15 protein-coding genes are annotated in these 23,866 nt (G+C 73.0%); 6 read left to right on the top strand and 9 right to left on the bottom strand.

The window, feature by feature from the left end; genetic code table 11:
* Nucleotides 1–6: 6 nt before the first annotated feature.
* Nucleotides 7–3,792 carry a hypothetical protein gene (locus ACFYM0_RS28780; protein WP_388506382.1) on the bottom strand — a complete coding sequence of 1,262 codons (3,786 nt, stop codon included), beginning with the start codon at nucleotides 3,790–3,792 and terminating at the stop codon, nucleotides 7–9.
* Between the two features lie 148 nt (nucleotides 3,793–3,940).
* Between ACFYM0_RS28780 and ACFYM0_RS28775 the strand changes: the two genes are divergently transcribed.
* The 4 genes from ACFYM0_RS28775 to pulA all read left to right on the top strand — a co-directional run bounded on the left by ACFYM0_RS28775 (nucleotide 3,941) and on the right by pulA (nucleotide 12,564).
* A complete protein-coding gene (locus ACFYM0_RS28775; RefSeq protein WP_388506381.1) occupies nucleotides 3,941–4,408 on the top strand; it encodes an RICIN domain-containing protein in 468 nt (155 codons plus the stop codon).
* Nucleotides 4,409–4,490: 82 nt separating this feature from the next.
* Nucleotides 4,491–5,120, top strand: a complete 630-nt coding sequence (locus ACFYM0_RS28770) for a hypothetical protein (RefSeq protein WP_388506379.1) — start codon at nucleotides 4,491–4,493, stop codon at nucleotides 5,118–5,120.
* Nucleotides 5,121–5,378: 258 nt separating this feature from the next.
* Nucleotides 5,379–7,145, top strand: coding sequence for a carbohydrate-binding module family 20 domain-containing protein (locus ACFYM0_RS28765; protein ID WP_388506377.1), 1,767 nt, complete (start codon nucleotides 5,379–5,381; stop codon nucleotides 7,143–7,145).
* 40 nt (nucleotides 7,146–7,185) lie between these two features.
* Nucleotides 7,186–12,564 carry a pullulanase-type alpha-1,6-glucosidase gene (pulA, locus tag ACFYM0_RS28760; protein ID WP_388506375.1) on the top strand — a complete coding sequence of 1,793 codons (5,379 nt, stop codon included), beginning with the start codon at nucleotides 7,186–7,188 and terminating at the stop codon, nucleotides 12,562–12,564.
* Nucleotides 12,565–12,579: 15 nt separating this feature from the next.
* Here the strand turns inward: pulA and ACFYM0_RS28755 are convergent, their stop codons facing one another.
* From ACFYM0_RS28755 to ACFYM0_RS28725, 7 genes are all read right to left on the bottom strand, one after another.
* Nucleotides 12,580–13,125, bottom strand: a complete 546-nt coding sequence (locus ACFYM0_RS28755; protein ID WP_388506373.1) for a GNAT family N-acetyltransferase — start codon at nucleotides 13,123–13,125, stop codon at nucleotides 12,580–12,582.
* 39 nt (nucleotides 13,126–13,164) lie between these two features.
* Nucleotides 13,165–13,908 (bottom strand): TetR/AcrR family transcriptional regulator, encoded by a 744-nt coding sequence (locus ACFYM0_RS28750; RefSeq protein ID WP_388506371.1) that lies wholly within the window; start codon nucleotides 13,906–13,908, stop codon nucleotides 13,165–13,167.
* 35 nt (nucleotides 13,909–13,943) lie between these two features.
* Entirely contained in the window at nucleotides 13,944–14,993 is a 1,050-nt protein-coding gene (locus tag ACFYM0_RS28745) for a PDR/VanB family oxidoreductase (RefSeq protein WP_388506369.1), read from the bottom strand.
* Nucleotides 14,990–15,892: a metal-dependent hydrolase gene (locus ACFYM0_RS28740; protein WP_388506368.1), complete on the bottom strand. Its 903-nt coding sequence runs from the start codon at nucleotides 15,890–15,892 to the stop codon at nucleotides 14,990–14,992. The genes ACFYM0_RS28745 and ACFYM0_RS28740 overlap by 4 nt, the downstream gene beginning before the upstream one ends.
* Nucleotides 15,893–15,971: 79 nt before the next feature.
* A complete protein-coding gene (locus tag ACFYM0_RS28735) occupies nucleotides 15,972–17,897 on the bottom strand; it encodes a hypothetical protein (RefSeq protein ID WP_388506366.1) in 1,926 nt (641 codons plus the stop codon).
* A 99-nt stretch (nucleotides 17,898–17,996) separates the two neighbouring features.
* On the bottom strand, nucleotides 17,997–18,812 hold the full coding sequence (locus tag ACFYM0_RS28730) for a tyrosine-protein phosphatase (protein WP_388506365.1): 816 nt from the start codon (nucleotides 18,810–18,812) through the stop codon (nucleotides 17,997–17,999).
* A gap of 66 nt (nucleotides 18,813–18,878) precedes the next feature.
* A complete protein-coding gene (locus ACFYM0_RS28725; RefSeq protein WP_388506363.1) occupies nucleotides 18,879–19,511 on the bottom strand; it encodes a rhomboid-like protein in 633 nt (210 codons plus the stop codon).
* Nucleotides 19,512–19,577: 66 nt separating this feature from the next.
* Between ACFYM0_RS28725 and ACFYM0_RS28720 the strand changes: the two genes are divergently transcribed.
* Both ACFYM0_RS28720 and ACFYM0_RS28715 read left to right on the top strand, forming a co-directional pair.
* A complete protein-coding gene (locus ACFYM0_RS28720) occupies nucleotides 19,578–20,369 on the top strand; it encodes a hypothetical protein (protein ID WP_388506362.1) in 792 nt (263 codons plus the stop codon).
* 76 nt (nucleotides 20,370–20,445) lie between these two features.
* On the top strand, nucleotides 20,446–21,948 hold the full coding sequence (locus tag ACFYM0_RS28715) for a PepSY-associated TM helix domain-containing protein (RefSeq protein WP_388506360.1): 1,503 nt from the start codon (nucleotides 20,446–20,448) through the stop codon (nucleotides 21,946–21,948).
* Nucleotides 21,949–21,999: 51 nt separating this feature from the next.
* Here the strand turns inward: ACFYM0_RS28715 and ACFYM0_RS28710 are convergent, their stop codons facing one another.
* A complete protein-coding gene (locus tag ACFYM0_RS28710; protein ID WP_388506358.1) occupies nucleotides 22,000–23,811 on the bottom strand; it encodes a serine/threonine-protein kinase in 1,812 nt (603 codons plus the stop codon).
* Nucleotides 23,812–23,866: the final 55 nt, after the last annotated feature.

Below are 23,866 nucleotides of genomic sequence, written 5' to 3'. Positions count from 1 at the left end.
GGCCGGTCACGGAAGCGGCGCGGTGCGGCACGGCGGGCTGAAGTCGACCGCCGTGAAGTGCCGGGTCCATTGGGCCCTGGTGATCCGGGGGTGCGCGCTGTCGCAGATGCGGGCGGTGACCCTGTTCAGATCGGTGTCCCACATGCGGATCGTGAAGTCGTTGCCGCCGGTGGACAGGGTGGCGCCGTCCGGGCTGAACGCCACGGCCGGTACGGGGTTCGCGTGGCCGGTGAGAACGGTGGGGGTCGTCGCTCCGGGCACGTCCCAGAGCAGGGCCTTGCCGTCCGCGGCCCCGGCTGCCAGGCGGCGGCCGGCCGGGTCGAAGGCCAGCCGGTAGAGCCAGGAGCCGGACGCCGGCAGCCGCCGCACTCCGGTCGGGCGGCCGATGGTGTCGATGTTCATCAGCCACACCGTCTTGTCCGTGCGGTGGAAGGCGGCCAGTCTCCGGCCGTCGGGACTGAACACTCCGCCGGTCAGCGGGTCCGACCGGTACGGGGACGGCAGTTCCCGCGGGCTGCGCGGATCGCCGATGTCCCACAACCGCAGGGAACCGGACTCTCCGCTGCTCGTCACCAGCGTCCGGCCGTCCGGACGGAACGAAGCCATGGTGACGTCCGGCCCGTCCTCGGCGATCCGGCCCAGCCTCCTGGGACTGCCCGGATCGGTCAGGTCCCACAGTCCGGCCGTGCCCAGGGCCCAGACGGCCAGCAGCCGGCCGTTCGGAGCGAAGCCGGCGCCGCCGACTTCGCCGGCGCCGGGGCTGAGGACCGAAGCCAGACGCGGTTTGCGGGGATCGGTCACGTCCCAGACGCGGACGGTGGCGTCCTCGCTCGCCGTGACGAGGGTGCGCCCGTCGGGGCTGAACGCCACGCACCGGACGAACCGGGTGTGCCCCCGCAGGACCGACAGCGGCCACAGGGCCCGGCCGCCCGTGACCTGCCACAGCCGTGCGGTGCCGTCCCAGCTGGCGCTGGCGAGCAGTCGGCCGCCGGGGCCGTACGCCAGGGACGTGACCACGTCGTCGTGGGTCGCGAGGGACAGGTCCCGCAGGTCCAGCAGCCGGTCGGAGTTGGCGAGCACGAGGCCGTCCGGGCTGAACGCGGCCTGGTAGAAGCCTCCCTGGAGCGTGCTGGTCCGTTTCGGGCCGGCGGGGGTGGCGGGGGTGGCCACATCCCAGAACTGGGTGGACCCCCCCACCGAGACGAGCGTGCTGCCGTCCGGGCTGAACGCCACGGACCAGACGATCGCGGGATGGCCGAGCAGGACGGCCGGTGGCTCCCTTCGCGTGAGGTCCCAGACCCGTGCGGTGCGGTCCCAGCTTCCGGTCGCCACGGTCCTGCCGTCGGGGCGGAAGGCGGCCGAGGTCACCGTGTCGGTGTGTCCGCGCAGGACGTCCCGGAGGGCGGGCTGGGCGGGGTCGGTGACGTCCCACAGCCTGACGGTGGTGTCGCCGGTGGTCGCCAGCGTGTGGCCGTCCGGGCTGAACGTCACCGAGGTCACCGCGTGGGTGTGGCCCGGCAGGGTGGCCAGCAGCCGGGGGTGGCGGGGATCGTTCACCTCCCACAGCCGCGCCGCGCCGTCATCGTGGCCGGTGGCCAGGACACCGCCCGGCCGGTACGCCACCCAGGTCGGCCCGGACCGCTGGTCCGGCAGCGTGCTCAGCTCGGCGGGTGCCCGCCGGTCGGTCACGTCCCACAGCCGCACCGAGCGTTCGCTCGCCGTGGCCAGGACGCGGCCGCCCTCGCCGAACGCCACCGACATCAGCCGCTCCGGCTGGTTCACGACGGCCAGCTGTACGGGGTGGTGGGCCTCCCGGACGTCCCACAGCCGAACCGTGCGGTCCCAGCTCGCGGTGGCCAGGACCCGGCCCTCGGGAGCGAGGGAGACCGCGACCACGTCGGAGGTGTGGCCGGTGACACGGCTCGTGTACGGCGTCGCGAACGCGCTCATGAGCTGGTCGCGGACGTCGCCCGTGGCCGCCAGCCGGTACGCCGCCAGGTTCAGTTGCGCCGAGAGGGATGGGTCCTGCCGCCGCACCTCGGCCGCGTCCGCGGCGGCCTTGCGGGCAATGGCCACGTTGCGCTGGCGGATGGCCGAGTCGCGCGAGTCGACTGCCAGTCCGCCCGCGGTCGCCGCGATGACCACCAGGACCGTGAGCAGCGTGACCAGCTGCCGCAGGCGGACCGACCGGCGCCTGACCGCCGCCATCTCGCCGGCCTGCGCTGCCCGGCCCGCGTCGAGGAAGCGCCGCTCCCTGGAGGTCAGGCGGCTGCCGTCCGCGGCGGCCAGGTCCAGTGCCGCGGCCAGACGGGCACCCCGGTAGAGGGCGTGCGGGTCGCGGTCCTGCGCCTCCCATCCGGCGGTCGCGTCGGTGAGCTGCCGATGCAGGAGCAGCCGGTCCCGGTCCTCGGTCAGCCAGCCGCGCAGCCTCGGCCAGCACCGGATGATCGCCTCGTGGGTGATCTCGACGCACCCTTCGTCCAGGGTCACCAGCCGTTGCCGGGCCAGGGATTCGAGCACGAAGTCCGTGTCGGGGGTCGGGTCCAGCTCGTCCCTGGTGATGCGGCGCCGGGTGTCCTCCGTTCCGTCGCCCAGCGCGGTCAGCCGGAGGAACAGGGATCGGGCGAGGTCCTGCTGTACGGGGGACAGCCCCCGGTAGGCGGCCTCGGCGGTCTGCGCGAGCGCGTGCTGGATGCCGCCGGCCGCCAGATAACCGTCCAGGGTGAGGCGGCTGCCGCTGCGACGCCGCCAGGTCTCGACCATCGCGTGCGAGACCAGCGGCAAGGCACCCGGCTGACCGGTCGCGTCCGCGACCACGGCCGCCAGCAGCGGGCCGGTCACCGTGCAGTCGGCGAGCATCGCCGGCCGGGTGACGGCCTCGCGCAGTTCCTGACTGCTCATCGGTCCGACCGCGATCTGGGCGTCGCGCACCGCCTCGACCAGCCGGGGGTCCTGGACGCAGTGGCCGTAGAAATCGGCGCGCACGCCGAGCACCACCCGGGTGCGGCTGGTCTCCGACCCGGTGGCCGCGATCAGCATGGCGATGAACGCGTCCCGTTCGTCCCGGTCCGCGCAGAGGGTGAAGACCTCTTCGAACTGGTCGACCACGATCAGCACGTCGACGTCCGGGGCCCGGTCGATCACGGTCTGCCGGATCCGCAGGTGCAGCGCCGCGGGATCGCCCAGCAGCTCGGCCACCAGCGAGCCGGGAGCCACGCCCGTCTCCGAGGCCAGGTGGACGGCGCACTCCTCCACGGGATGCGAGCCCGGCGTGAACAGCAGCACCGGCCACCCCGATGCCCGGGCGCGGGCCACGAGCCCCGCCCGCAGCACCGAGGACTTCCCCGATCCGGACGGCCCGAAGACCGCCAGGAACCGGCGCTCGCGCACCTTCGCGACCACCTCGCCGGTCAGCCGCTCGCGCCCGAAGAAGCGGTCGGCGTCTTCCGGCTGGAACGCCGACAGCCCCGCGTACGGGGCGCCCTGCCGGCTGCTCTCCCCGGGCTCGGCGTCCTGTGCGCGCGCCGCGATCTCGGCGGCGACCGCATGCCAGCGGGCTTCCCATACGAGTCGGTCGCCCCGGCACGCCTCGATGTACGCGAGCGTGACGCCGAGGCTGGGAAACGTGTGCCCGCCCGCTGCGTCCGACAGGGTCGTGGACGAATAGTGCGCCTTTTTGGCGAGTGCCCGATAAGGCGGCCGTCCCGCTGCCTCGCGCAGTTTTCGAAGGTCGGCGGCGAACTGTGTCAGAGGACCGGTGTCCGGGTCGAGCGGCCGTTCGGGGCGGGGCATGACCTTCCTTCCTGCGTCTTTCCGCAGTCGTGATGGGAGGTGTTTGTCCAGCTGTTGATGTCCGGAATCCCCGTTCCGGCACCGGACATCAACAGACGGCTAGACAGGGCCCAGCGCAACCTGCGCAAGGCGACACGAAGGAGAATCCATGAGGCCCGTACGGCGACTGATGCTTCTGCTGGCGGCTACCGGACTGCTGGCCGGCGCCACCTTGACGGGCACCCCCGCGGCGGCCGCGGCGCCCCTCCTCAAGTCCAACCTGAACGGAAGGTGCGCCGACATCTTCATGTTCCACCAGGAGAACGGCGCCTCCGTCGTGACGTGGGACTGTCACGGCGGCACCAACCAGCAGTGGTACTGGGACGGTGAGCAGATCCGTTCCAACCTGAACGGAAAGTGCCTGGAGATCTACGGCCCCCACCTCGGTGACCAGGGCTCGGTGAGCATGTGGGACTGCAACGGAGGCAGCCACCAGAAGTGGTTCCGCAACGGCAGTGAGATCCGCAACCGGGTGAACGGAAAGTGCCTGGACATCCTGGCCGGCCGGGCCGACAACGGCCAGCTCCTCGTGAGCTGGGGCTGCAACGGCGCGCTCAGCCAGAGCTGGAACTTCTGAACGCCGGCCCGGTCCGGCACTTCACGTGCCGGACCGGGTCCCCCTCCCGTTTCGAATCGCATCATCAGAAAAGAGGTGGAGCATGTCCTTTCAGGCGATGAAGAACGAGCGAAACCAGCGCTCCGGAACCGAGGGTCCGGACCGGCGGACGTTCCTGTCCAGGGCGCTCGGAGTGACGGCCGGTCTGGCCGGAGCGGCGGCGGCGGGCGCCTTTGGCCTCCCGGCTTCCGCGAAGGAATCCAATTCCTTGGCGAACCAGTCGAACTGGCGCTTCTGCGCGAAGTGCTACGGCCTGTTCTACTACGGCTTCCAGGACAACGGCCGCTGTCCCGCGGGCGGTGCCCACAGCCGCCAGACCAACAGGCCCGACTACGACTTCGTCATCCCCCATGGCGTGCCGGAGACGCCGACGGCCCAGCGCAACTGGCGCTTCTGCGTCAAGTGCTACGACATGTTCTACTACGGCTTCCAGGACAACGGGCACTGTCCCGCGGGCGGCGCCCACAGCCGGCAGCCTTCGGCCGACTACGACTTCGTCATCCCCCACGACGTGCCGGAGACGCCGACGGCCCAGCGCAACTGGCGCTTCTGCGCGAAGTGCTACGTCATGTTCTTCTACGGCTTCCAGGACAACGGCCGCTGCGCCGCGGGCGGGGCCCACAGCCGCCAGACCAACAGGCCCGACTACGACTTCGTCCTCCCGCACCTGTAGATCCGTCCTGCCGCACGGGACGGCCGGCGGTCGCCGGGCCGGGCGGCAGTGCGTGGCGATCCGATGCGCCCACCAACCCCGACGGGCTGGTGGGCGTTCGCGCGCCCGTGCCCCGACTCCACCCGGAAACAATTCTGCAATCTCTTGCGCAAGGTCTTGCAGCACCTCCTCCTGGCACCTACGGTCGCTGCAATCCCCAACTCGGCCGTGACCGGCCCCCACCCGGTCCTGCGCCTCTCCGCCAGGAGGAACACCCGCATGTCGACCCGTGCCCGCGCCGCCAGAGCCGCCGCCGCGCTGCTGTCCGTATCCGCCGTCACCGCCGTCACCGCCGTCACCGCCCTCGCCGTCGTCGGGGGGTCCGCCCAGCAGGCCGTGGCGGCCGCCCCAGGTGAGAAGGACGTCACCGCCGTCATGTTCGAGTGGAAGTTCGACTCCGTGGGGAAGGCCTGCGGGGAGAGCCTCGGGCCCGCCGGGTACGGCTACGTGCAGGTGTCGCCCCCGCAGGAGCACATCCAGGGGAGCCAGTGGTGGACCTCGTACCAGCCCGTCAGCTACAAGATCGCCGGGCGGCTGGGTGACCGTACCGCCTTCAAGGCCATGGTCGACGCCTGTCACGCCGCCGGCGTGAAGGTCGTCGCCGACTCCGTCATCAACCACATGGCGGCCGCGGACGGGGTGGGGACGGGGGGCAGTTCGTACACGAAGTACAACTACCCCGGCATCTACTCCGGTGGGGACATGGACGACTGCCGGTCCTCGATATCGAACTACGGCGATCGCGCGAACGTCCAGAACTGCGAGCTCGTGCAGCTCGCCGACCTCGACACCGGCGAGGACTACGTGCGGGGCCGGATCGCCGGGTACCTGAACGACCTGCTCTCCCTCGGCGTCGACGGCTTCCGGATCGACGCCGCCAAGCACATGCCGGCCGCCGACCTCGCCAACATAAAGTCCCGGATGTCGAACCCGAACGCCTACTGGAAGCAGGAGGCGATCCACGGGGCGGGCGAGGCGGTCTCGCCGAGCGAGTACCTCGGGAACGGAGACGTGCAGGAGTTCCGGTACGCGCGGGACCTCAAGCGGGTCTTCCAGAGCGAGAACCTCGCCTACCTGAAGAACTTCGGCGAGGCGTGGGGGCACATGCCCTCCGGGCAGTCCGCCGTGTTCGTCGACAACCACGACACCGAGCGCGGCGGTGACACCCTCAGCTACAAGGACGGGTCCGCCTACACGCTCGCAAGCGTCTTCATGCTGGCGTGGCCCTACGGCTCTCCCGACGTGCACTCCGGCTACGAGTGGACCGACCGGGACGCCGGACCGCCCAACGGCGGAACCGTGAACGCCTGTTACGCCGACGGGTGGAAGTGCCAGCACGCCTGGCGGGAGATCTCCTCCATGGTCGGCTTCCGCAATGCCGCGCGCGGCCAGGCCGTCACCGACTGGTGGGACAACGGCGCCGACCGGATCGCCTTCGGGCGGGGCTCCAAGGCGTACGTCGCGATCAACCACGAGGGCTCGGCCCTGACGCGGACGTTCCAGACCTCCCTCGCGGGCGGCGACTACTGCGACGTGCAGAGCGGGCGGTCCGTGACCGTGGACTCCGGCGGGCGGTTCACCGCCACGCTCGGGGCCGGGACGGCCGTCGCCCTGCACGTGGGCGCCCGTGGCTGCGGCGCCACCTCCACCCCGACCCCGACCCCGACTCCGACCCCGACGTCCACTCCCGCCGCTGCCGGTGCCTCCTTCGCCGTCAACGCCACCACCGTCGTCGGCCAGAACATCTACGTCACCGGTGACCGCGCCGAGCTCGGCAGCTGGAACACCGGCGCCGCGCTCAAGCTCGACCCGGCCGCCTATCCCGTCTGGAAGCTCGACGTCACGCTCCCGCCCGGCACGGTCTTCGCGTACAAGTACGTCCGCAAGGACGCCGCCGGGAACGTCACCTGGGAGGGCGGAGCCAACCGCTCCGCCACGGTCCCCGCCAACGGCAAGGTCACGCTGACCGACACCTGGCGCAACTGACCCTCCCGCCCCATCCCGTCCCGCACCGAGGAGATCCGCCTTGATACGCCCCGCCCTCGCCGGCGCCGCGGGAGTGCTCGCAGCCACCCTGGCCGTGACGCTCCTGCCCGCCCTTCCCGCCGCTGCGGCGGCCGCCGCCAAGGCGCCACCGGCCCCGCCCTCGGACGCCAGACTGGCCGCCGAGGCCGCGCGGCACGACCTGACCCGGGAGCAGTTCTACTTCGTGCTCCCGGACCGGTTCGCGAACGGCGACCCGCGCAACGACCGGGGCGGGCTGACCGGCTCCCGGCTGGAGACCGGCCTGGACCCGACGGACAAGGGCTTCTACCAGGGCGGGGACCTCAAGGGGATCACCGACCGGCTGGACTACATCAAGGGGCTCGGCACCACCGCCATCTGGATGGCGCCGATCTTCAAGAACCAGCCGGTGCAGGGGACGGGCAAGGACGCCTCGGCCGGCTACCACGGCTACTGGATCACCGACTTCACCCAGGTCGACCCGCACTTCGGGACCAACGCCGATCTGGAGCGGCTGATCGACAAGGCGCACGGGAAGGGGATGAAGGTCTTCTTCGACGTCATCACGAACCACACCGCCGACGTCGTCGACTACCGGGAGGCCTCCTACGGGTACCTGTCGGAGGGCGCCTTCCCCTACCTGACCAAGGACGGAGTGCCGTTCGAGGACTCCGACTACGAGGCGGGCGAGGGGAAGTTCCCGAAGACCGACGCCGACTCCTTCCCCCGCACCCCCTTCGTCCCCGCGGCGAAGAAGAACCTGAAGTCCCCGGCCTGGCTCAACGATCCGACGATGTACCACAACCGGGGCGACTCCACCTTCGCCGGCGAATCCTCCGACAAGGGTGACTTCTTCGGCCTCGACGACCTGTGGACCGAGCGTCCCGAAGTGGTCGAGGGGATGGAGAAGATCTACGAGAAGTGGGTCGAGGACTACGACGTCGACGGCTTCCGGATCGACACCGTCAAGCACGTGAACACCGGCTTCTGGACCCAGTGGGCCACCGCCCTCGACGCGTACGCGGCCCGGCACGGCCGCAAGGACTTCTTCATGTTCGGCGAGGTCTACTCCGCCGACACGGCGATCACCTCCCCGTACGTGACCCGGGGCCGCCTGGACGCCACGCTCGACTTCCCGCTCCAGGAGGCGATCCGCTCGTACGCCGCCCAGGGCGCGGAGGCGGGGAGGCTGGCCTCCGTCTTCGGCGACGACTACCGGTACACCACCGACAAGGCGAACGCCTACGAACAGGTCACCTTCCTCGGCAACCACGACATGGGCCGCTTCGGGACCTTCCTGAAGCAGGACCGGCCGGGGGCGGGGGAGCAGGAGCTGCTGGACCGGTACCGGCTGGCCAACGAGCTGATGTTCCTCTCCCGGGGCAACCCGGTGATCTACTCCGGCGACGAGCAGGGCTTCACCGGTGCGGGCGGGGACAAGGACGCCCGCCAGCCCCTCTTCGCCTCCAAGGCGGGTGACTACCTGGACGACGACCAGCTCGGAACGGCGCGCACCCACGCGAGCGATGCTTACGATCCGGAGCACCCGCTCTACCAGCAGATCAGGGCTCTCGCAAAGCTGACGAAGGACCACCCGGCCCTCCGCGACGGTGTCCAGAGCGAACGATTCTCCGACGGTTCGGCCTACGCCTTCGCCCGCACCGACACCCGCACGCGCACCGAATACCTGGTCGCGGCCAACAACGCCACCACGCCCCGCACCATCGACCTCGACGCCCCGGCAGGCGTCCAGTACGCCGCCCTCTACGGCGGCACGGCCACGCTGATCCGCTCCTCCGCGGCGGGCAAGCTGACCGTCACCCTCCCGGCCCTCGGCTCCGTGGTCCTCCAGGCCGCCACCCCCGCCGCCAAGCCCACCGCCAAGCCCACCCTGACCCTCAAGGCCCCGGCCCCCGGCGCCACCGGCACCGTGGAGCTCTCGGCCGAGGTCACCGGCGACCCCCTGAGCCGGGTCGTGTTCGCCGCCCAGACCGGCACGGACAAGTGGCAGGTCCTCGGCTCCGCCGACCACGCACCGTACAAGGTCACCCAGTTCGTCGACGCCGAAGCCGCCGCCGGCACCCCGCTGCGCTACAAGGCCGTGGTCGTCGACTCCGCCGGCCGCACCGCGAGCGCCCTCGCCGCGTCGGCCACCGGCCAGCTCCCGCCCGCCGAAGTCCCCACCGCCACCCAGCGCGACTACGCGGTCGTCCACTACAACCGCCCCGACGGCGACTACACCGACTGGCGGCTCTACGCCTGGGGCGACCTCGCCGAGGGCGAAGCCACCCCCTGGCCCGCAGGCCACGACTTCACCGGCCGTGACGCCTACGGAGCCTTCGCCCACGTCAAGCTCAAGCCCGGTGCGAGCAGCGTCAGTTACCTCGTCATCGACAAGAACGGCACCAAGGACGTCGCCACCGATCGCACCATCGACGTGACGAAGACCGGTGAGATCTGGCTGGAGCAGGGCAAGGAGACCGCCCGCACCGACCGCCCCGCCTACCCGCCGCAGGACACCTCGAAGGCCGTCCTGCACTACCAGCGCCCCGACGGCGCCTACGAGGGCTGGGGCCTGCACGTCTGGACCGGAGCGGCCACGCCCACCGACTGGTCCAAGCCGGTCCTCCCCGTCCGCACCGACTCCTACGGCGCCGTCTACGAGGTCCCCCTCGCCGCCGGGGCCACCAGCCTCAGCTACATCCTCCACAACGGCGACGCCAAGGACCTCCCGTCCGACCAGTCCCTCGACCTGAAGGGCAACGGGCACGAGGTGTGGATGCTGGGCGGCAAGGAGAAGTACCTCCTCCCGCAGCCCGCCGGCAGCGCCGCCGCACTGGACCTCACCAAGGCCCAGGCCGTCTGGATCGACCGCGACACCGTCGCCTGGAACGCCCCGCAGGCCGCCGCCTCCGTCCAGCTCCTCGCCTCCCGCGAAGGCGCCGTCAAGGCCGAGAACGGCACCCTGACCGGCGCCGGCAGCGCCCAGTGGCTGCGCCTGGCCACGACCGAGCTGACCGCCGCGCAGAAGCAGAAGTACCCGCACCTGGCCGCGTACGCCGCCTTCACCGTCGACCCGCGCGACCGCGACCGCGTCCGCGAAGCCCTGCGCGGCCAGCTCGTGGCCAGTGCCCGCGCCGCCAACGGAGCCGTCCTCGCCGCCACCGGGGTCCAGCTCGCCGGCGTCCTCGACGACCTGTACGCGACCACCGCCAGCCTCGGCCCGGTGTTCAAGGACGGCCGCCCCACCCTCTCCGTCTGGGCCCCGACCGCCCAGCAGGTGACCCTCGAACTGGACGGCCGCCGCCAGGTCCCGATGCGCCGCGACGACGCCACCGGCGTCTGGTCGGTGCGCGGCGACCGCGACTGGACCGGCAAGCGCTACCGCTTCGCCGTCACCGTCTGGGCCCCGAGCACCGGCCGGGTGGTCCGCAACCTGGTCACCGACCCGTACTCCACCGCCCTGACGACGGACTCCGCGTACAGCCTGGCCGTGGACCTCGCCGACCCGAAGCTCGCCCCGGCCGGCTGGCGCGAGCTGAAGAAGCCCGCGCCCGTCCCCTTCACCTCCGCGCAGATCCAGGAGCTGCACATCCGCGACTTCTCGGTCGCCGACACCACCAGCACCCACCCCGGCCAGTACCTGGCCTTCACGGACACCGCCTCGGCGGGCATGCGCCACCTGCGCGACCTGGCCGTCGCCGGCACCTCGTACGTCCACCTCCTGCCCGCCTTCGACATCGGCACCATCCCGGAGAAGCCCGGTGACCGCACCGAGCCGGCCTGCGACCTGAAGGTCTACGCCCCCGACTCCGAGGAGCAGCAGGCCTGCGTGGCCGCCGCGGCCGCGAAGGACGCCTACAACTGGGGCTACGACCCGCTGCACTACACGGTCCCCGAGGGCTCGTACGCCAGCGACCCGAACGGCACGGCCCGTACGGTGGAGTTCCGCCGCATGGTGCAGTCCCTGAACGGCGCGGGCCTGCGCACGGTCATGGACGTGGTCTACAACCACACCGTGGCCGCCGGCCAGTCCGACAAGTCGGTGCTCGACCGCATCGTCCCCGGCTACTACCAGCGGCTGCTGGCCGACGGCTCCGTCGCCACCTCCACCTGCTGCGCCAACACCGCCCCCGAGAACGCCATGATGGGCCGCCTCGTCGTGGACTCGGTGGTCACCTGGGCCAAGCAGTACAAGGTCGACGGCTTCCGCTTCGACCTCATGGGCCACCACCCCAAGGCCAACATCCTGGCCGTGCGCGCCGCCCTCGACGCGCTGACGCCTGCCCGGGACGGGGTCGACGGGAAGAAGATCGTCCTCTACGGGGAGGGCTGGAACTTCGGCGAGGTCGCCAACGACGCCCGCTTCGTCCAGGCCACGCAGCAGAACATGGCCGGCACCGGGATCGCCACCTTCTCCGACCGCGCCCGCGACGCGGTCCGCGGCGGCGGCCCCTTCGACGAGGACCCGCGCGTCCAGGGCTTCGCCTCCGGCCTGTTCACCGCCCCCAACACCTCCCCGGCGAACGGCACTCCGGAGCAGCAGCGCGCCCGGCTCCTCCACGACCAGGACCTGATCAAGGTCGGGCTGACCGGCAACCTCGCCGCGTACGCCTTCACGGACTCCGCCGGCCGGACGGTCAAGGGCTCCGAGGTGGACTACAACGGAGCCCCGGCCGGGTACGCGGCAGCCCCCGGCGACGCCCTCGCGTACGTCGACGCCCACGACAACGAGACGCTCTTCGACGCCCTGGCGTTCAAGCTCCCGGAGGGCACCTCCACGGCCGACCGGTCCCGCACCCAGGTCCTGGCCCTGTCCGTGGCCGCCCTCTCCCAGGGCCCGGCCCTCTCCCAGGCCGGTACGGACCTGCTCCGCTCCAAGTCCCTGGACCGCAACTCCTACGACAGCGGCGACTGGTTCAACGCGGTCCACTGGGACTGCAAGGACGGCAACGGCTTCGGCCGGGGCCTGCCCCCGGCGGCCGACAACCGCGCGAAGTGGCCCTACGCGAAGCCCCTGCTGGCCGCGCCCGCACCCGGCTGCGCGGAGATCGACGGCGCCTCGTCCGCGTACCGTGACCTGCTGAAGATCCGTACGACGGAACCGGCCTTCGCCCTCGCCACCGCCGCGGCGGTCCAGGCGAAGCTGGCCTTCCCCCTCTCGGGGCCCGAGGAGACCCCGGGCGTGATCACGATGACCCTGGGCGACCTGGTGGTGGTCTTCAACGCCACCCCCACCACCCTGACCCAGCGGGTCCCGGCCCTCGCGGGCACGGCCTACGCCCTGCACCCGGTCCAGGCCTCGGGCGCGGACCAGGTGGTCCGGCAGGCGGCGTACGACCCGGCGAAGGGAGAGTTCGCCGTCCCGGCCCGCACGGCGGCCGTCTTCAAGCGGGGGTGACGACGCGGGGGCGGGTCAGTCGGGGTTGACCAGAGTGAGCTGATCCAGCCGCTTCTCCAGCAGGATCACCCCGTATACCCGCCCGTCCTTGCCCTCCTTGTGGGGGAACTCCCCGACCACCCGGTAGCCCGCGGACTGGTAGTACGCGACCAGCCGGGGGTTGGTGGAGACGCAGTCCAGCCGCGCCCGTTCGCGGCCGGTCCTGGCGATGCGCCGCTCGAAGTGTTCGAGCAGCCGCCGGCCGGCCCCGGCGGGCGCGGCCTCGCGTTCGACCATGAGCCGGTGCACGTAGCCGGCCACGGGCGGCTGGATGCCCCAGGCCTCCTCGTCGGACCACCACAGCTCGTACGCGCCGACGGCGTGCCCGTTGCCGTCCGAGGCGATCCACACCTCGCCCTCGCGCATGACCGCCCGGAAGTGCGCGGCGTCCTTCTCCCCGGGCTTCCACTGCTCGATCCCGTGTGCGGCCATCCAGCGGGCGGCCTGGTCGTACAGCGCCACCAGCGTGCCGGAGTCCTTCTCCTCGGCCTGCCGGAACACGATCCCGTCGTCAATGATCACGCGGGCATTATCGCGCGCCATTCGATCAAGAACGGTCCATCAACGCGGACCGGGCACCGAGGGGCCGGATCCGGTGGGGCCGCGGTCCGTGGGGACAAGGGCCACCAGCCGCCCCACCAGTTCCCCGAACGGCCCGTCGGCCGGCTCGTCCACGAGGATCCGTACGAGGATCCCCGCCATCTCCGCGTCGTACGCGGCGCTCACCGCGGCCAGCGCCGCGAAGTCGTGCACCAGCTGCAACTCCAGCTCGGCGCGCGGGATCCGCCGGCCGTCCAGCCAGATCAGCGCGGTCGACTCGGCCAGCGACACCCACGAGCGCACCACGAGCTCCAGCCGGGCGGGCGGAGCCTGCAGGTCGACCCCCAGGTGCGAGAGGATCTGCTCGTACGCCGCCTGCCGCACCTCGTCGATCATCGCGTTGGCCCGGCTGCTGCCGACCGCCGGCCCGCCCCGCATCAGCGCCGAGAACCCGGGCCCGTGCTCGTCGACGAAGGCGAAGAACCGGCCCATGACCCGGAGCAACCGGGCCCCGAGCGGCCCCTCCCGGGGCTCCACGAAACGCAGCGCGAGCTCGTCGGCCGCCCGCCGCAGCGCGGCCTCGTACAGGCTCAGCTTGCCGGGGAAGTAGTGGTAGACCAGCGGCCGCGATATCCCCGCGGCCGCCGCGATCTCGTCGATGGACACATCGTCGGGCGACCGGTGGCTGAACAGCTCCAGCGCCACTCCGATCAGCTGCTGCCGCCGCTCCTCGACACCCATCCTGCGCCGCACCCCGGTTGTCATGCGGCCACCCTACTGCGCACCCCCGCAGGGGCTCCCTACAGGTCCAGGACCAGGCGGTCAGAGGCCGCGCGGGAGACGCACAGGAGCATGGAGTCCTCGCGTTCGCCGTCCGTGAGGAGGGTGTCGCGGTGATCGATGTCCCCCGACAGGACCCGGTGTTGGCAGGTGCCGCAGAAGCCCTGCTCGCAGGAGTACGGAGTGCCGGGGAGCTCCCGGCGGACGGCGGTCAGGGCGGACTCCGCCGCCGCCACCTCCACGACCCGCCCCGAGCGGCGCAGTTCCACCGTGAAGGGCTTCGCGTCCCCGCCGGCCGCCGCCGGGGCGAACCGCTCCAAGTGGACCGGGGTGCCCGCCGGTGCCGCCGCCTCGACCGCCGCCATCAGCGGAGCCGGGCCGCAGCAGTAGACCGGCGCGTCCGGTCCCAGCGCGCCGAGCACGCTCAGGTCGGGGAGGCCCGCCTCGTCCTCGGGGACGACCGTGACCCGGTCCCCGTACCGCGCGAGTTCGGCGAGGAAGGGCATCGAGGCCCGCGAGCGGCCCCCGTAGAGCAGGGTCCAGTCCGCGCCGGCCGCCGTCGCCGCCCGGAGCATCGGGAGGACCGGGGTGATGCCGATCCCGCCCGCGACGAAGACGTAGGACGGGGAGGGGACGAGGGGGAAGCGGTTGCGGGGCGGGCGGACCGGGAGCTCCGCGCCCTCCACCAGCTGGGCGTGCGCCTCGCGCGAGCCGCCGCGGCCGTCCGGTACGAGCCGGACCGCGATCGTGTAGCGGCCCCGGTCGGCGGGGTCGCCGCACAGGGAGTACTGGCGGACCAGACCCGAGGGGAGCTGCACGTCCAGGTGCGCGCCCGGAGCCCACTCCGGGAGCTCCGCCGATTCCAGGGTCAGGGACAGCACCCCGTCCGCCGGCTCCGTACGGGAGACGATCAGCGCCGGGATCCACCGGCGCGGCGAGTACCCCGAGACAGGGGTCTCCAGCGCGGGCAGCGGCCACAGGGGCGAACCGGAGTCGATGCGCCGGCCGATCGCGCGCTTCGCCAGCCATGCGGCGCCCGCGAGCGCGGTCACCGTGAGGGCGCGCCTCATCCGCGGGCACCGCCGTTCGCGCCGGGGGAGGAGGCCAGGTAGGCGACGGCCTGCGCCGTGGACCCCTCCTGCGAGGGGTGGTAGGTGCGCGAGAGGTAGGTCGGGATCGACTTCAGCATCGCGCCCGCCGACGGCAGGGTCCCCTTGCGGCCCGAGCGGTAGAACTGGCCCACCGAGGCCTTGGACCCGGGCGGGAGTCCGGGATCGTGCTCCATGAAGTAGCGCGATCCGCGCTGCCACAGGAAGACCAGCGCGGTGAAGGCCGTGGCCCAGGTGCGCGCCCGGCGCCGGTAGTTGCCGTCCAGGTGCATGAACAGGTCGAAGGCCACCGACCGGTGCTCGACCTCCTCCGCGCCGTGCCAGCGCAGCAGGTCCAGCATCACCGGGTCGGCGCCGCGCCGGTCCAACTCGTCCGCGTTGAGCACCCAGTTGCCCAGGAAGGCCGTGTAGTGCTCGATCGCGGCGATCATCGCCACGCGCTCCATCAGCCACCACTTGCGGGGCGCGCCCGGCGGCAGCGTCCGGTCCCCGAGCAGCTTCTCGAAGAGCCAGTCGATCTGCGCCGTGTAGGGCGTCGGGTCCAGGCCCAGCCGCTTGAGGTGGGGGAGCACGTCGTCGTGCGCGCTCGCGTGCATGGCCTCCTGGCCGATGAACCCGACGACGTCCTCGCGCAGTCGCTCGTCCGTGATGTACGGCAGCACCTGCTTGTAGACGTGCACGAACCAGCGCTCGCCCGCGGGGAGCAGCAGGTGCAGCACGTTGATGGTGTGGTTGGCGAAGGGATCGCCGGGCAGCCAGTGGAGCGGGGTGTCCTCCCAGGAGAAGGACACGTTGCGGGCCTTGAGATCTATGTGTTCCGACGCCACGGGGGCGGGCGACGCGGGCGGCGTATTAGACATGGCGTCAATGTACTGATGGGTAGAGGGGAGGGAAACCCCTCTGCCGCCACTTCCTTCGGCCCCCGGGGCGGGCCCGGGACTACCTCAACACCCCGGCCTTCGAACCGTCCGTGAGCTTGCCCGTCAGCTCCACCTGCGCCCCCGCCGGAGCCTTCACGGCCAGCCGGTTGCCCACCGCGACCCCACTCACCCGGCCGCCGCCCACGGTCAGCGAAGCGAACTGCGCACTGCCCGCCGCCAGGACGTACCACTGCCCGGCCTTCGACTTCCACAGCACCCCGGCCAGCACCCGCGGCTCCCGCGGCCCGCACGCCGGCGAGCCCTCGGCCTTCGCCGCCTGCGCCGCCAGCGGCGCACCCGGGGCCAGGAACTGCGCCTGCACCCGGTCCGCCGTCCCCTGCCAGGTCTCCGCGCGGGTGCACAGCCAGGTCGCCGTGCCGTCGCCCTCCGGCAGCGGCTGCTTCGCGTACGTCCACGCGTTGACCGTGCGCACCCCGTGCGAGCGCACCGAGGGCAGCAGGCACGCGATCCGCGACCAGTCGCCCAGCTCCGCGCCCTCCGTCACGTTCCGCTCGGCGCCCGGCGCCCCCGAGGTCAGCCGGGCCGGGGTCAGCTCGCCCAGGTCGGTGATCAGCCGGGTCGCGCCGTCGCCGGTCACGGCCAGGGCGTTCCAGCTCGTACAGGTGCCGTCCGGGGCGGGGCTCGGCACCGGCGGAGTGACGCCCTGCGACGTCAGCTCGAGCCCCGTCGGGGCGTCAGCGGGCTTCAGCAGGTCCCGCCGCGTCATGCCCGTCACCCACGGAGCCGCCAGATAGCGGACGTTGCCGTCGACCCGGCTGAGCACCAGGGCCGCCGCCGTGTCCGCCGAGGCGCCGTCGGTCCGGGCGAAGTCGAGGGCGGCGATCTCGGTGCCCGAGCGCGGTTCGGCGTACCGGGCCACGCGCAGGCCGTCGTACAGCAGGACCACGACGGCCTGGTCCACGGTCCCGGCGAACAGCAGCTGCGGGGGTCCCATCGGCGGCCCGGACGGGGTGCCGGGGGTGGCCGAGACCACGACCGAGCGGCCCGGCCGGGCCCAGACGGCCAGCGCCCGCCGCAGCAGCGCGGCATCGTCGACGCGGTCGCCGCGCGCGGGCCACCCGGAGTAGTCGGTACGGGAGGAGGTGCCCCAGACCGTGGGCGCGACCCGGACCAGCTGCCCGGGGTCCAGGGCCTGCTCGGCCGCCGCGTTCCTCGCGTAGAGCGGGGCGGCGGCCCCGTCGGCCCCCCACCCGCCGCCGGGCAGCGCGAGCAGCACCCCGCACACGGCGAGGGCGACCCCGGCGGCGATCCCGGCCCGCACGAGCCGTCGGCGGCGCAGCAGGTCGGTGGGCCGGGCCTGCAGCACGCAGGGGTCGAACTCGGGGGAGGAGAACAGCTCGTCGGTCGACGGATCCCCCGACTCCGCGACGGCGGCGGCCGGGTTGGCCACCCCCGCCTCGGTCAGCACCCGCAGCACCTCGGGCTCGGGCAGCCGCTCCAGCGCCCGCAGCACGCACGCGGCCCGGCCGGGCCCGTCGAGGGTGGCCAGCCACTGGTCCAGCGCCAGCTCCTCGGCGCCGCCCGAGCGCGGGAACAGCCGCAGCCCCCACACCTGGGGCAGCAGCGGCGGCAGTTGGGCCCGCCGGGGCAGCGCGCGGAACGTCACCGGGATCCCGGCCTCCAGCGCCGAGCGCAGCACCCGCAGCCGTACGTACGCGTACCCGGATTCGGGCCCCGCCCCGCCCCGCTGCCCCGGCACCCCGCCCTGTACCGCCGCCTGCGCGGCCGTTCCGTCCCGCCGCCCGCGCGGCAGGGCGCGCTGGGCCAGCGAGTGGGCGGTGAGCACCCGCCGGTTGCGGCCGAGGGCGGGCGGCAGCACCAGATAGGCCAGTCGCACCAGCCGTGGATAGTGCTCGACGATGGCGGCCTCGGCCTGCTCGACATCGGGCGGGAGGGGGCGGGTGGCGGTATCCGGCGCAGTCACGTTCAGCAGAACGAGCGAATGGTCGGATGGTCACCGGGTCCCAGCGCGCATGTTCGGGCGGGCTCTCCCGGCGCGGCCGGGAGGATCCCGGCGGAGGGCTCAGACGATCAGGCGGGCGCGCAGCGCCTCGACCGTTTCGTCGGGGACGCCGAGGCCCTCGCGCACGTACTTCTCCATCGAGCCGTAGCGCGTGTTCACCTCGTCCAGCGCGGCCTCCAGGTAGGAGGGGAAGACGCCGATCAGCGCCAGCGCGATGTCCGGGTCGCCGCCGGCCGCCGTGAAGCCCTCGATCATCGGGGCGAAGGCGATCCGCACCGCCGGATTGACCGACAGGTACTCGCTCATCAGCGTCTCGTCGTCGGCGCCGAGCAGGGACAGGACCACGGTCGCACCCCAGCCCGTACGGTCCTTGCCCGCCGTGCAGTGGAAGAGCAGCGGCCCGGACCGCGGGTCGGCGAGCTCGGTGAGCAGCAGCCGGTACGCGGCCTGCGCGGAGGCGGAGCTCACCAGGGAGCGGTAGATGCCGGCGAACAGGGCCTGAGCCTTGCCGCCGCCCAGGTGCTCCTCGGCCACCACCGGGTCCGACAGCAGGTCCTTGAGCTGGGCCGCGGGAATCTTCCCCGGGCCGCCGTTGCCCGTGCTGTCTCCGGCCATCTTGTCGGCCAGGGCGTCGGCTATGAGCAGCCGGGCGCCGGCCGGTATCCGGTCGGGGTGATCGCCGCGCTCGGCGCCGGAGCGGAAATCGATGACGGTGCCGATGCCCAGCGCGGCCACCGCCCGGTCGACGTCGAGGTCGAGCCGGTCGAGCTGGCCGGAGCGCAGCGCCAGGCCCGGGCGGACGCTGCGGCCGTCGGCGAGCGGGGTACCGCCGAGGTCCCGGAGGTTGGCGACGGTGGTGGCGGGGGTGGCGGTCATCGTGGCGGCTCCAACGTGATCAGAGGAACGCGATCAGAGAATCGAATGATCGAAGAAGTGGACGGATCAGGACGAAGCGCGCTGGGTGACGCGTGTCATCCGTATGATTTTCGGAGATTTCGCTCCGGAAAGGTAATCGGCGGCCAGCGATACCCCGAGACCGAGGCCCAGGGCCACCAGGTGCCCGGCGTCGGTGAAGGTCCGTTCCCGCCGCAGTACCGGTCGGACGGCGAGGGCCAGCAGCCCGACCCGGGCGCTGGTGCGCACCGGCCCGCGCGGGAGCGCCGAGGTCAGCGCCCCGAGCACGGTGTTGAACCCGTAGCTGGTGCCCACGTCCACCGCCCGCCGGGTCCGGGGGCCGGCCGTCCGGCGGAGCACCCCGTAGACCAGGAGGGTGGCCGTGACGTGCCCGAACAGGAAGGCCGCCGCCGTCCACCAGGCCCCGTGGGCGTACTCGGCGTACCCGAGCACGGCCACCAGCAGGAGCGCGTACGGCAGCGGCATCGGCTCCTCGACGAGGAGGGCGCTGGCCGGCAGGGTCTCCCAGCGGCCGGCGTCCAGGTTGTCGGCGTTCGTGGAGCAGCGGCGCAGCAGGCGCTCCCGCGCGGCCGGATCCAGCCGCTCCAGGGCGTACGCCCCGAGCTGGACCGTGCCCGTGTAGACGGCGCTGATCGGGACCACTAACGGCAGGGGAGTCATCGGACCATGATCGGCCACGGGGGTGCCGTCCGGCGAGGCGGGGGGCCGTGGCAACATTCCCAGGTCATGTCACACAGCCCCGCGCCGATGCGCGCCACGCGGGCCGCGATGTTCGCGGCGGTGGCCGTCGCACTGGGTGCGGCGGGGCATTCGTACATGTCCGGTACGGACCTTCCCGGGCTGGTGCTTCTGTCCGCATTCGGGCTGACCGGCGGGCTCGCCTGGCTCTCCGCCGGGCGCCGGCGCGGACCGCTCCCCATCGCCGCGGCGCTGCTCGCCGTACAGGCGGTCCTGCACCTCCTCTTCTCCTCGGCCTCGGCAGGCGGCCGCCATCAGGCGGATACGGGCATGTCCATGGACACGGACATGGGTGCGGGCAGGGGCATGGGCATGGGCGCGGATGCCGGCACGGAGGGCGCGGCAGCCGATGCCGTGCATGCCGCGCACGGCATGCAGCCCATGGACGGCATGAGCGGCATGGAGGGCATGACCGGTATGGCCGGCATGGGTGACATGGCCGCGGGCCACGCCCATGACGGGCTCGGCATGATCGCCGCGCACGCCCTCGCCGGGCTGTTCTGCGCGCTCTGGCTGGCCTGGGGCGAAGCCGCCGTCTTCCGGCTCGCCGCCGCCCTCGCCGCCGGGGCGCTGCTCGCCGCCCGGCCGCTCTCCCGGGTCCTCGCCCTGCTCCGGTCGCGCGGGATCCCCGTACCCCCTGCGCGGGCGTTCCGGCCCGCCGGGTACGAGCGGCCGCGGACCCTGCGCGGTGCCGTGCACGCGCACACCGCCGAGCGGCGCGGGCCGCCCGCGCGCGGACGGATCCGTATCACGGCCCCCGGCCGTCCTGCCCGCGCCTGACCGAACGGCGCACCCCTGGCAAGGGGGCGAGACCTGGGGCCGCTCACCCATGTCTTCGCCAACACCTAGGACACCCATGTCTCTCGACGAGGTCGGGGAACTCCGCGCAGCGGACCCCGACGCCCACGAAACCCCCCTCGCCGCGGCCGAGCCCGCTCCCGCCCGCACGCCCGGGACCTGGGCCGCCCTGCGGCCGCTGCTCCTGCGCCTGCACTTCTACGCCGGGGTGCTCATCGCCCCGCTCCTGCTCGTCGCCGCCACCACCGGGCTGCTCTACGCCGGTTCCTGGCAGGCCGAGAAGATCCTCTACGTCGACCAGCTGACGGTCGACCGCGTCGGCGCGAGCGCGCAGCCGCTCGGCGCACAGGTCGACGCGGCCGCCGACGCCGCGCCCCAGGGCACCGTGACGGCCGTATGGCCCGCGCCCGAGGCGGATGCCACCACCCGGGTGATCATGGAGAGCCCGGGACTCGCCGAGGGCGAGACCCTCACCGTGTTCGTCGATCCGTATACGGCCGAGGTCCGCGGGAAGCTCACCACCGTCGGGGACGCGCTGCCGCTGCGGGCCTGGCTGAGCGAGTTCCACGCCAGCCTCCACCTGGGGGAGTTCGGCCGGAACTACAGCGAGCTCGCCGCGAGCTGGCTGTGGGTGGTCGCGCTCGGCGGGCTCGCGCTGTGGATCGGCCGCAGGCGCGCCCGCAGGGCCGGCCGTGCCGCGCTCGTCCTGCCCGACCGCACGGCGACCGGCCGCCGCAAGACCCTGTCCTGGCACGGCTCCGTCGGCGTGTGGATCGCCGTCGGCCTCGTCGGTCTCTCCGCCACCGGCCTGACCTGGTCGAGGTACGCCGGCGAGAACATCGGGGAACTCAAGGACGGCCTCGGCGGGGGCACTCCGGCCGTGGCCGCCAAGCTCCCCGGCGCCCCGGCCTCCGACGCGGGCGGTGAGCACGCCGGACACGGCGCGGCCGGCGGAACCCACGAGGCGGTGCCCGCCCCGGCGGCGCCGGCCGATGTGATCGGCATCGACGGAGCGGTGGCGGTGGCCCGGTCCGCCGGGGTCACCGAGTCGCTGCGGATCACCCTGCCCGCCCAGGGCAAGGGGTACGTGCTCAAGGAGCAGGACAAGCAGGTGCCGGTGCACCTGGACGCGGTCTCCGTGGACCCCGCCGACGGCCGGATCATCGACGAACTCCGCTTCGCCGACCACCCGCTGCTCGCCCAGCTGACCCGCTTCGGCATCGACCTGCACATGGGCCTGACCTTCGGGCTCGCCAACCAGCTGGCGCTGGCCGCGCTGGCGGTCCTGGTGATGTTCATGGTCGTCTGGGGCTACCGCATGTGGTGGCTGCGCCGCCCGACCAAGGAGCGCACCCTGTCCGCAGGCCGCCCCCAGCCGCGCGGAGCGTGGCGGAAGCTGCCGGTGACGCTGCTGCTGCCGCTGGCCGCGGCGACGGCGCTCGTGGGCTGGTTCGTACCGATGCTGGGCATCAGCCTGCTGGTGTTCCTTGCGGGGGACCTGGCGCTGGGCTTCGTCGCGTCGAGGCGCGGGGCCGGGGCCGGCGCCGGAGCCGAGGTCTAGTTCGCCGTCCGTGGGCCCGGGCCTCCCCCTGAGGAGCCCGGGCCCACTGCGTCAGCCGATCTTCCAGAGGGTGAATGCGGTGACGTAGTCCGGCATGGGGCCGATGGACCCCTTGCTCGTGTCGAGCACGACCTCGGTGATGCGGAGCATCGCCAGGTTGTTGTCACCGGTGACGGTGCACAGCACCGTCCCCTTCGTGAGCGTCTTGCCCGCCTTCAGCTCGTCCTTGCCCACCCTGGAGGCCAAGGTGTTGGTGGCGACGGCGTCCCGGCACTCCTCCGGCGTGGTGCCGGTGCTCTTGCCCATGGCCGTCAGGAAGCGCAGATCGGCGTCGCCCCAGTCCTGGTAGGTGAGCTCCATGCCCTGGGTCCTGCCGATGGCTCCTTTCGGGAAGATCTGCGGGGCGTCCAGGTCGACGTGGGTCCCGGTGCTGGAGGAGGGCGCGCGCAGGGTCAGGGGCTTGTCCTGGAAGACCGGCGTGTACGCGGACTTCGGCGAGGAGGAGGCCGAGGGCGCGGTCTTGGGCCCGGACGAGACCGGGGCCGGAGCCGGGTCCTGGGCCTGGGCCTGCGCCTGGTCGGAGGAGGCGGGCGCGACCGGCCCCTCCTGCTTCGCGTCGTCCTTCGCGGCGCCGCCGCCGTCGAGCAGCCGGACCGCGCCGGCGCCCGCGAGGACGGCCAGTACGAGGCCGGCCCCGATCAGCACGCCCCGGAACCGCTTCGGTCCGGGGGCCGGCGCGGGCGCCGGGCCCGGCACCGGGGGGTGCGTCGGGTGGCCGGCGGCCGGCGGGGGACCCGCGGGCCGGGGCGGCGCGCCCACCGTCGGCGCCCCGTACACCCCGCCGAAGGCGCCGGCGGGACCAGCGCCCGTACCGCCCGTACCCGATCCGCCCGCGCCAACGCCCGCGCGGCCCGTACCTGCGTCCGCGACCGTGGGCACCGGCGGGTTCTCCGCGGCCCGCACCCGCCGGGCGATCTCCAGCCCGACCGGCTCCGGGAGCCAGCCGTCGAAATCGTTCAGCGGCCGCCCGGCGAACAGTTCGCACAGCGCGGCGAGCTCCTCCGTGCCGATCCGCGCCGCCGGATCCGCCGTCAGGCAGCGTTCCAGCAGCGGCCGCAGCTCGGCCGGGTAGCCGTTCAGGTCCGGAGGCAGCCTGTTGGTGTTGGCGATCCGCACGCCGAGGGCCGTGGCCCCGCCGGTCCCGTACGGATGCCGCCCGGTGGCCGCGACGGCGGCGATGAGCCCGATCGCGAACAGGTCGCTCGCGGTGGTGACCTCGGCGCCCAGCGCGTGTTCGGGGGACATGTACTGCGGGGTGCCGATGACCCCGCCGGTACGGGTGAGCTGCGTACTGTCGGCGGCCCGGGCGATCCCGAAGTCGATGACGTACGGACCGGCCGCGCCGAGCAGCAGGTTGGCGGGCTTCAGGTCGCGGTGCACGACCCCCGCGGCGTGGATGGAGCCGAGGGCCCGCGCCGTGCACCCGACCAGCTGGAAGACGGTGCTCAGCGGGAGCGGACCGTAGGCGTTCAGGGTGTCGTGCAGCGACAGTCCCGGTACGAACTCCGAGGCGAGCCAGGGCAGGGCGCCCGTGGTGTCGTGGTCGAGGACCGGTACGAGGTGGTAGCCCTGGACCCGGCGCGCGGCCCGCACCTCCTGCTCGAACCGGCTGCGGAAGCCGGGGTCCTGCCCGAACTCCCGGCGGATCAGCTTCAGTGCGACCGGCTGCCCGCCGCGCGTGTGCGAGAGGTAGACGGTGCCCATGCCGCCCTCGCCGATCCTGGCGATCAGCCGGTATCCGGCGGTCTCGCGGGGGTCCTGGGGCTCAAGTGGGGCAAGTACGCTGCCGGTTCCGATGGTCACGACGGAAAAGCCTACGGCAGGAACCGGGCCTGATCAGCACGGATGTGCGAGGAAG

The sequence above is a fragment of the Streptomyces sp. NPDC006487 genome (genome assembly GCF_042870555.1).
GTDB lineage: Bacteria > Actinomycetota > Actinomycetes > Streptomycetales > Streptomycetaceae > Streptomyces.
Note: the sequence above shows the minus strand (reverse complement) of the source record. Positions and strands in the feature narration are given on the sequence as shown.

What these genes read in the sequence shown, in the direction of transcription:
- ACFYM0_RS28720 (WP_388506362.1), top strand. Translation starts at nt 19,578, where the DNA reads ATGTCACACAGCCCCGCGCCGATGCGCGCCACGCGGGCCGCGATGTTC.
- ACFYM0_RS28740 (WP_388506368.1), bottom strand. Translation starts at nt 15,892, where the DNA reads ATGTCTAATACGCCGCCCGCGTCGCCCGCCCCCGTGGCGTCGGAACAC.
- ACFYM0_RS28770 (WP_388506379.1), top strand. Translation starts at nt 4,491, where the DNA reads ATGTCCTTTCAGGCGATGAAGAACGAGCGAAACCAGCGCTCCGGAACC.
- ACFYM0_RS28715 (WP_388506360.1), top strand. Translation starts at nt 20,446, where the DNA reads ATGTCTCTCGACGAGGTCGGGGAACTCCGCGCAGCGGACCCCGACGCC.
- ACFYM0_RS28745 (WP_388506369.1), bottom strand. Translation starts at nt 14,993, where the DNA reads ATGAGGCGCGCCCTCACGGTGACCGCGCTCGCGGGCGCCGCATGGCTG.
- ACFYM0_RS28775 (WP_388506381.1), top strand. Translation starts at nt 3,941, where the DNA reads ATGAGGCCCGTACGGCGACTGATGCTTCTGCTGGCGGCTACCGGACTG.
- ACFYM0_RS28725 (WP_388506363.1), bottom strand. Translation starts at nt 19,511, where the DNA reads ATGACTCCCCTGCCGTTAGTGGTCCCGATCAGCGCCGTCTACACGGGC.
- ACFYM0_RS28780 (WP_388506382.1), bottom strand. Translation starts at nt 3,792, where the DNA reads ATGCCCCGCCCCGAACGGCCGCTCGACCCGGACACCGGTCCTCTGACA.
- ACFYM0_RS28750 (WP_388506371.1), bottom strand. Translation starts at nt 13,908, where the DNA reads ATGACAACCGGGGTGCGGCGCAGGATGGGTGTCGAGGAGCGGCGGCAG.
- ACFYM0_RS28730 (WP_388506365.1), bottom strand. Translation starts at nt 18,812, where the DNA reads ATGACCGCCACCCCCGCCACCACCGTCGCCAACCTCCGGGACCTCGGC.
- ACFYM0_RS28765 (WP_388506377.1), top strand. Translation starts at nt 5,379, where the DNA reads ATGTCGACCCGTGCCCGCGCCGCCAGAGCCGCCGCCGCGCTGCTGTCC.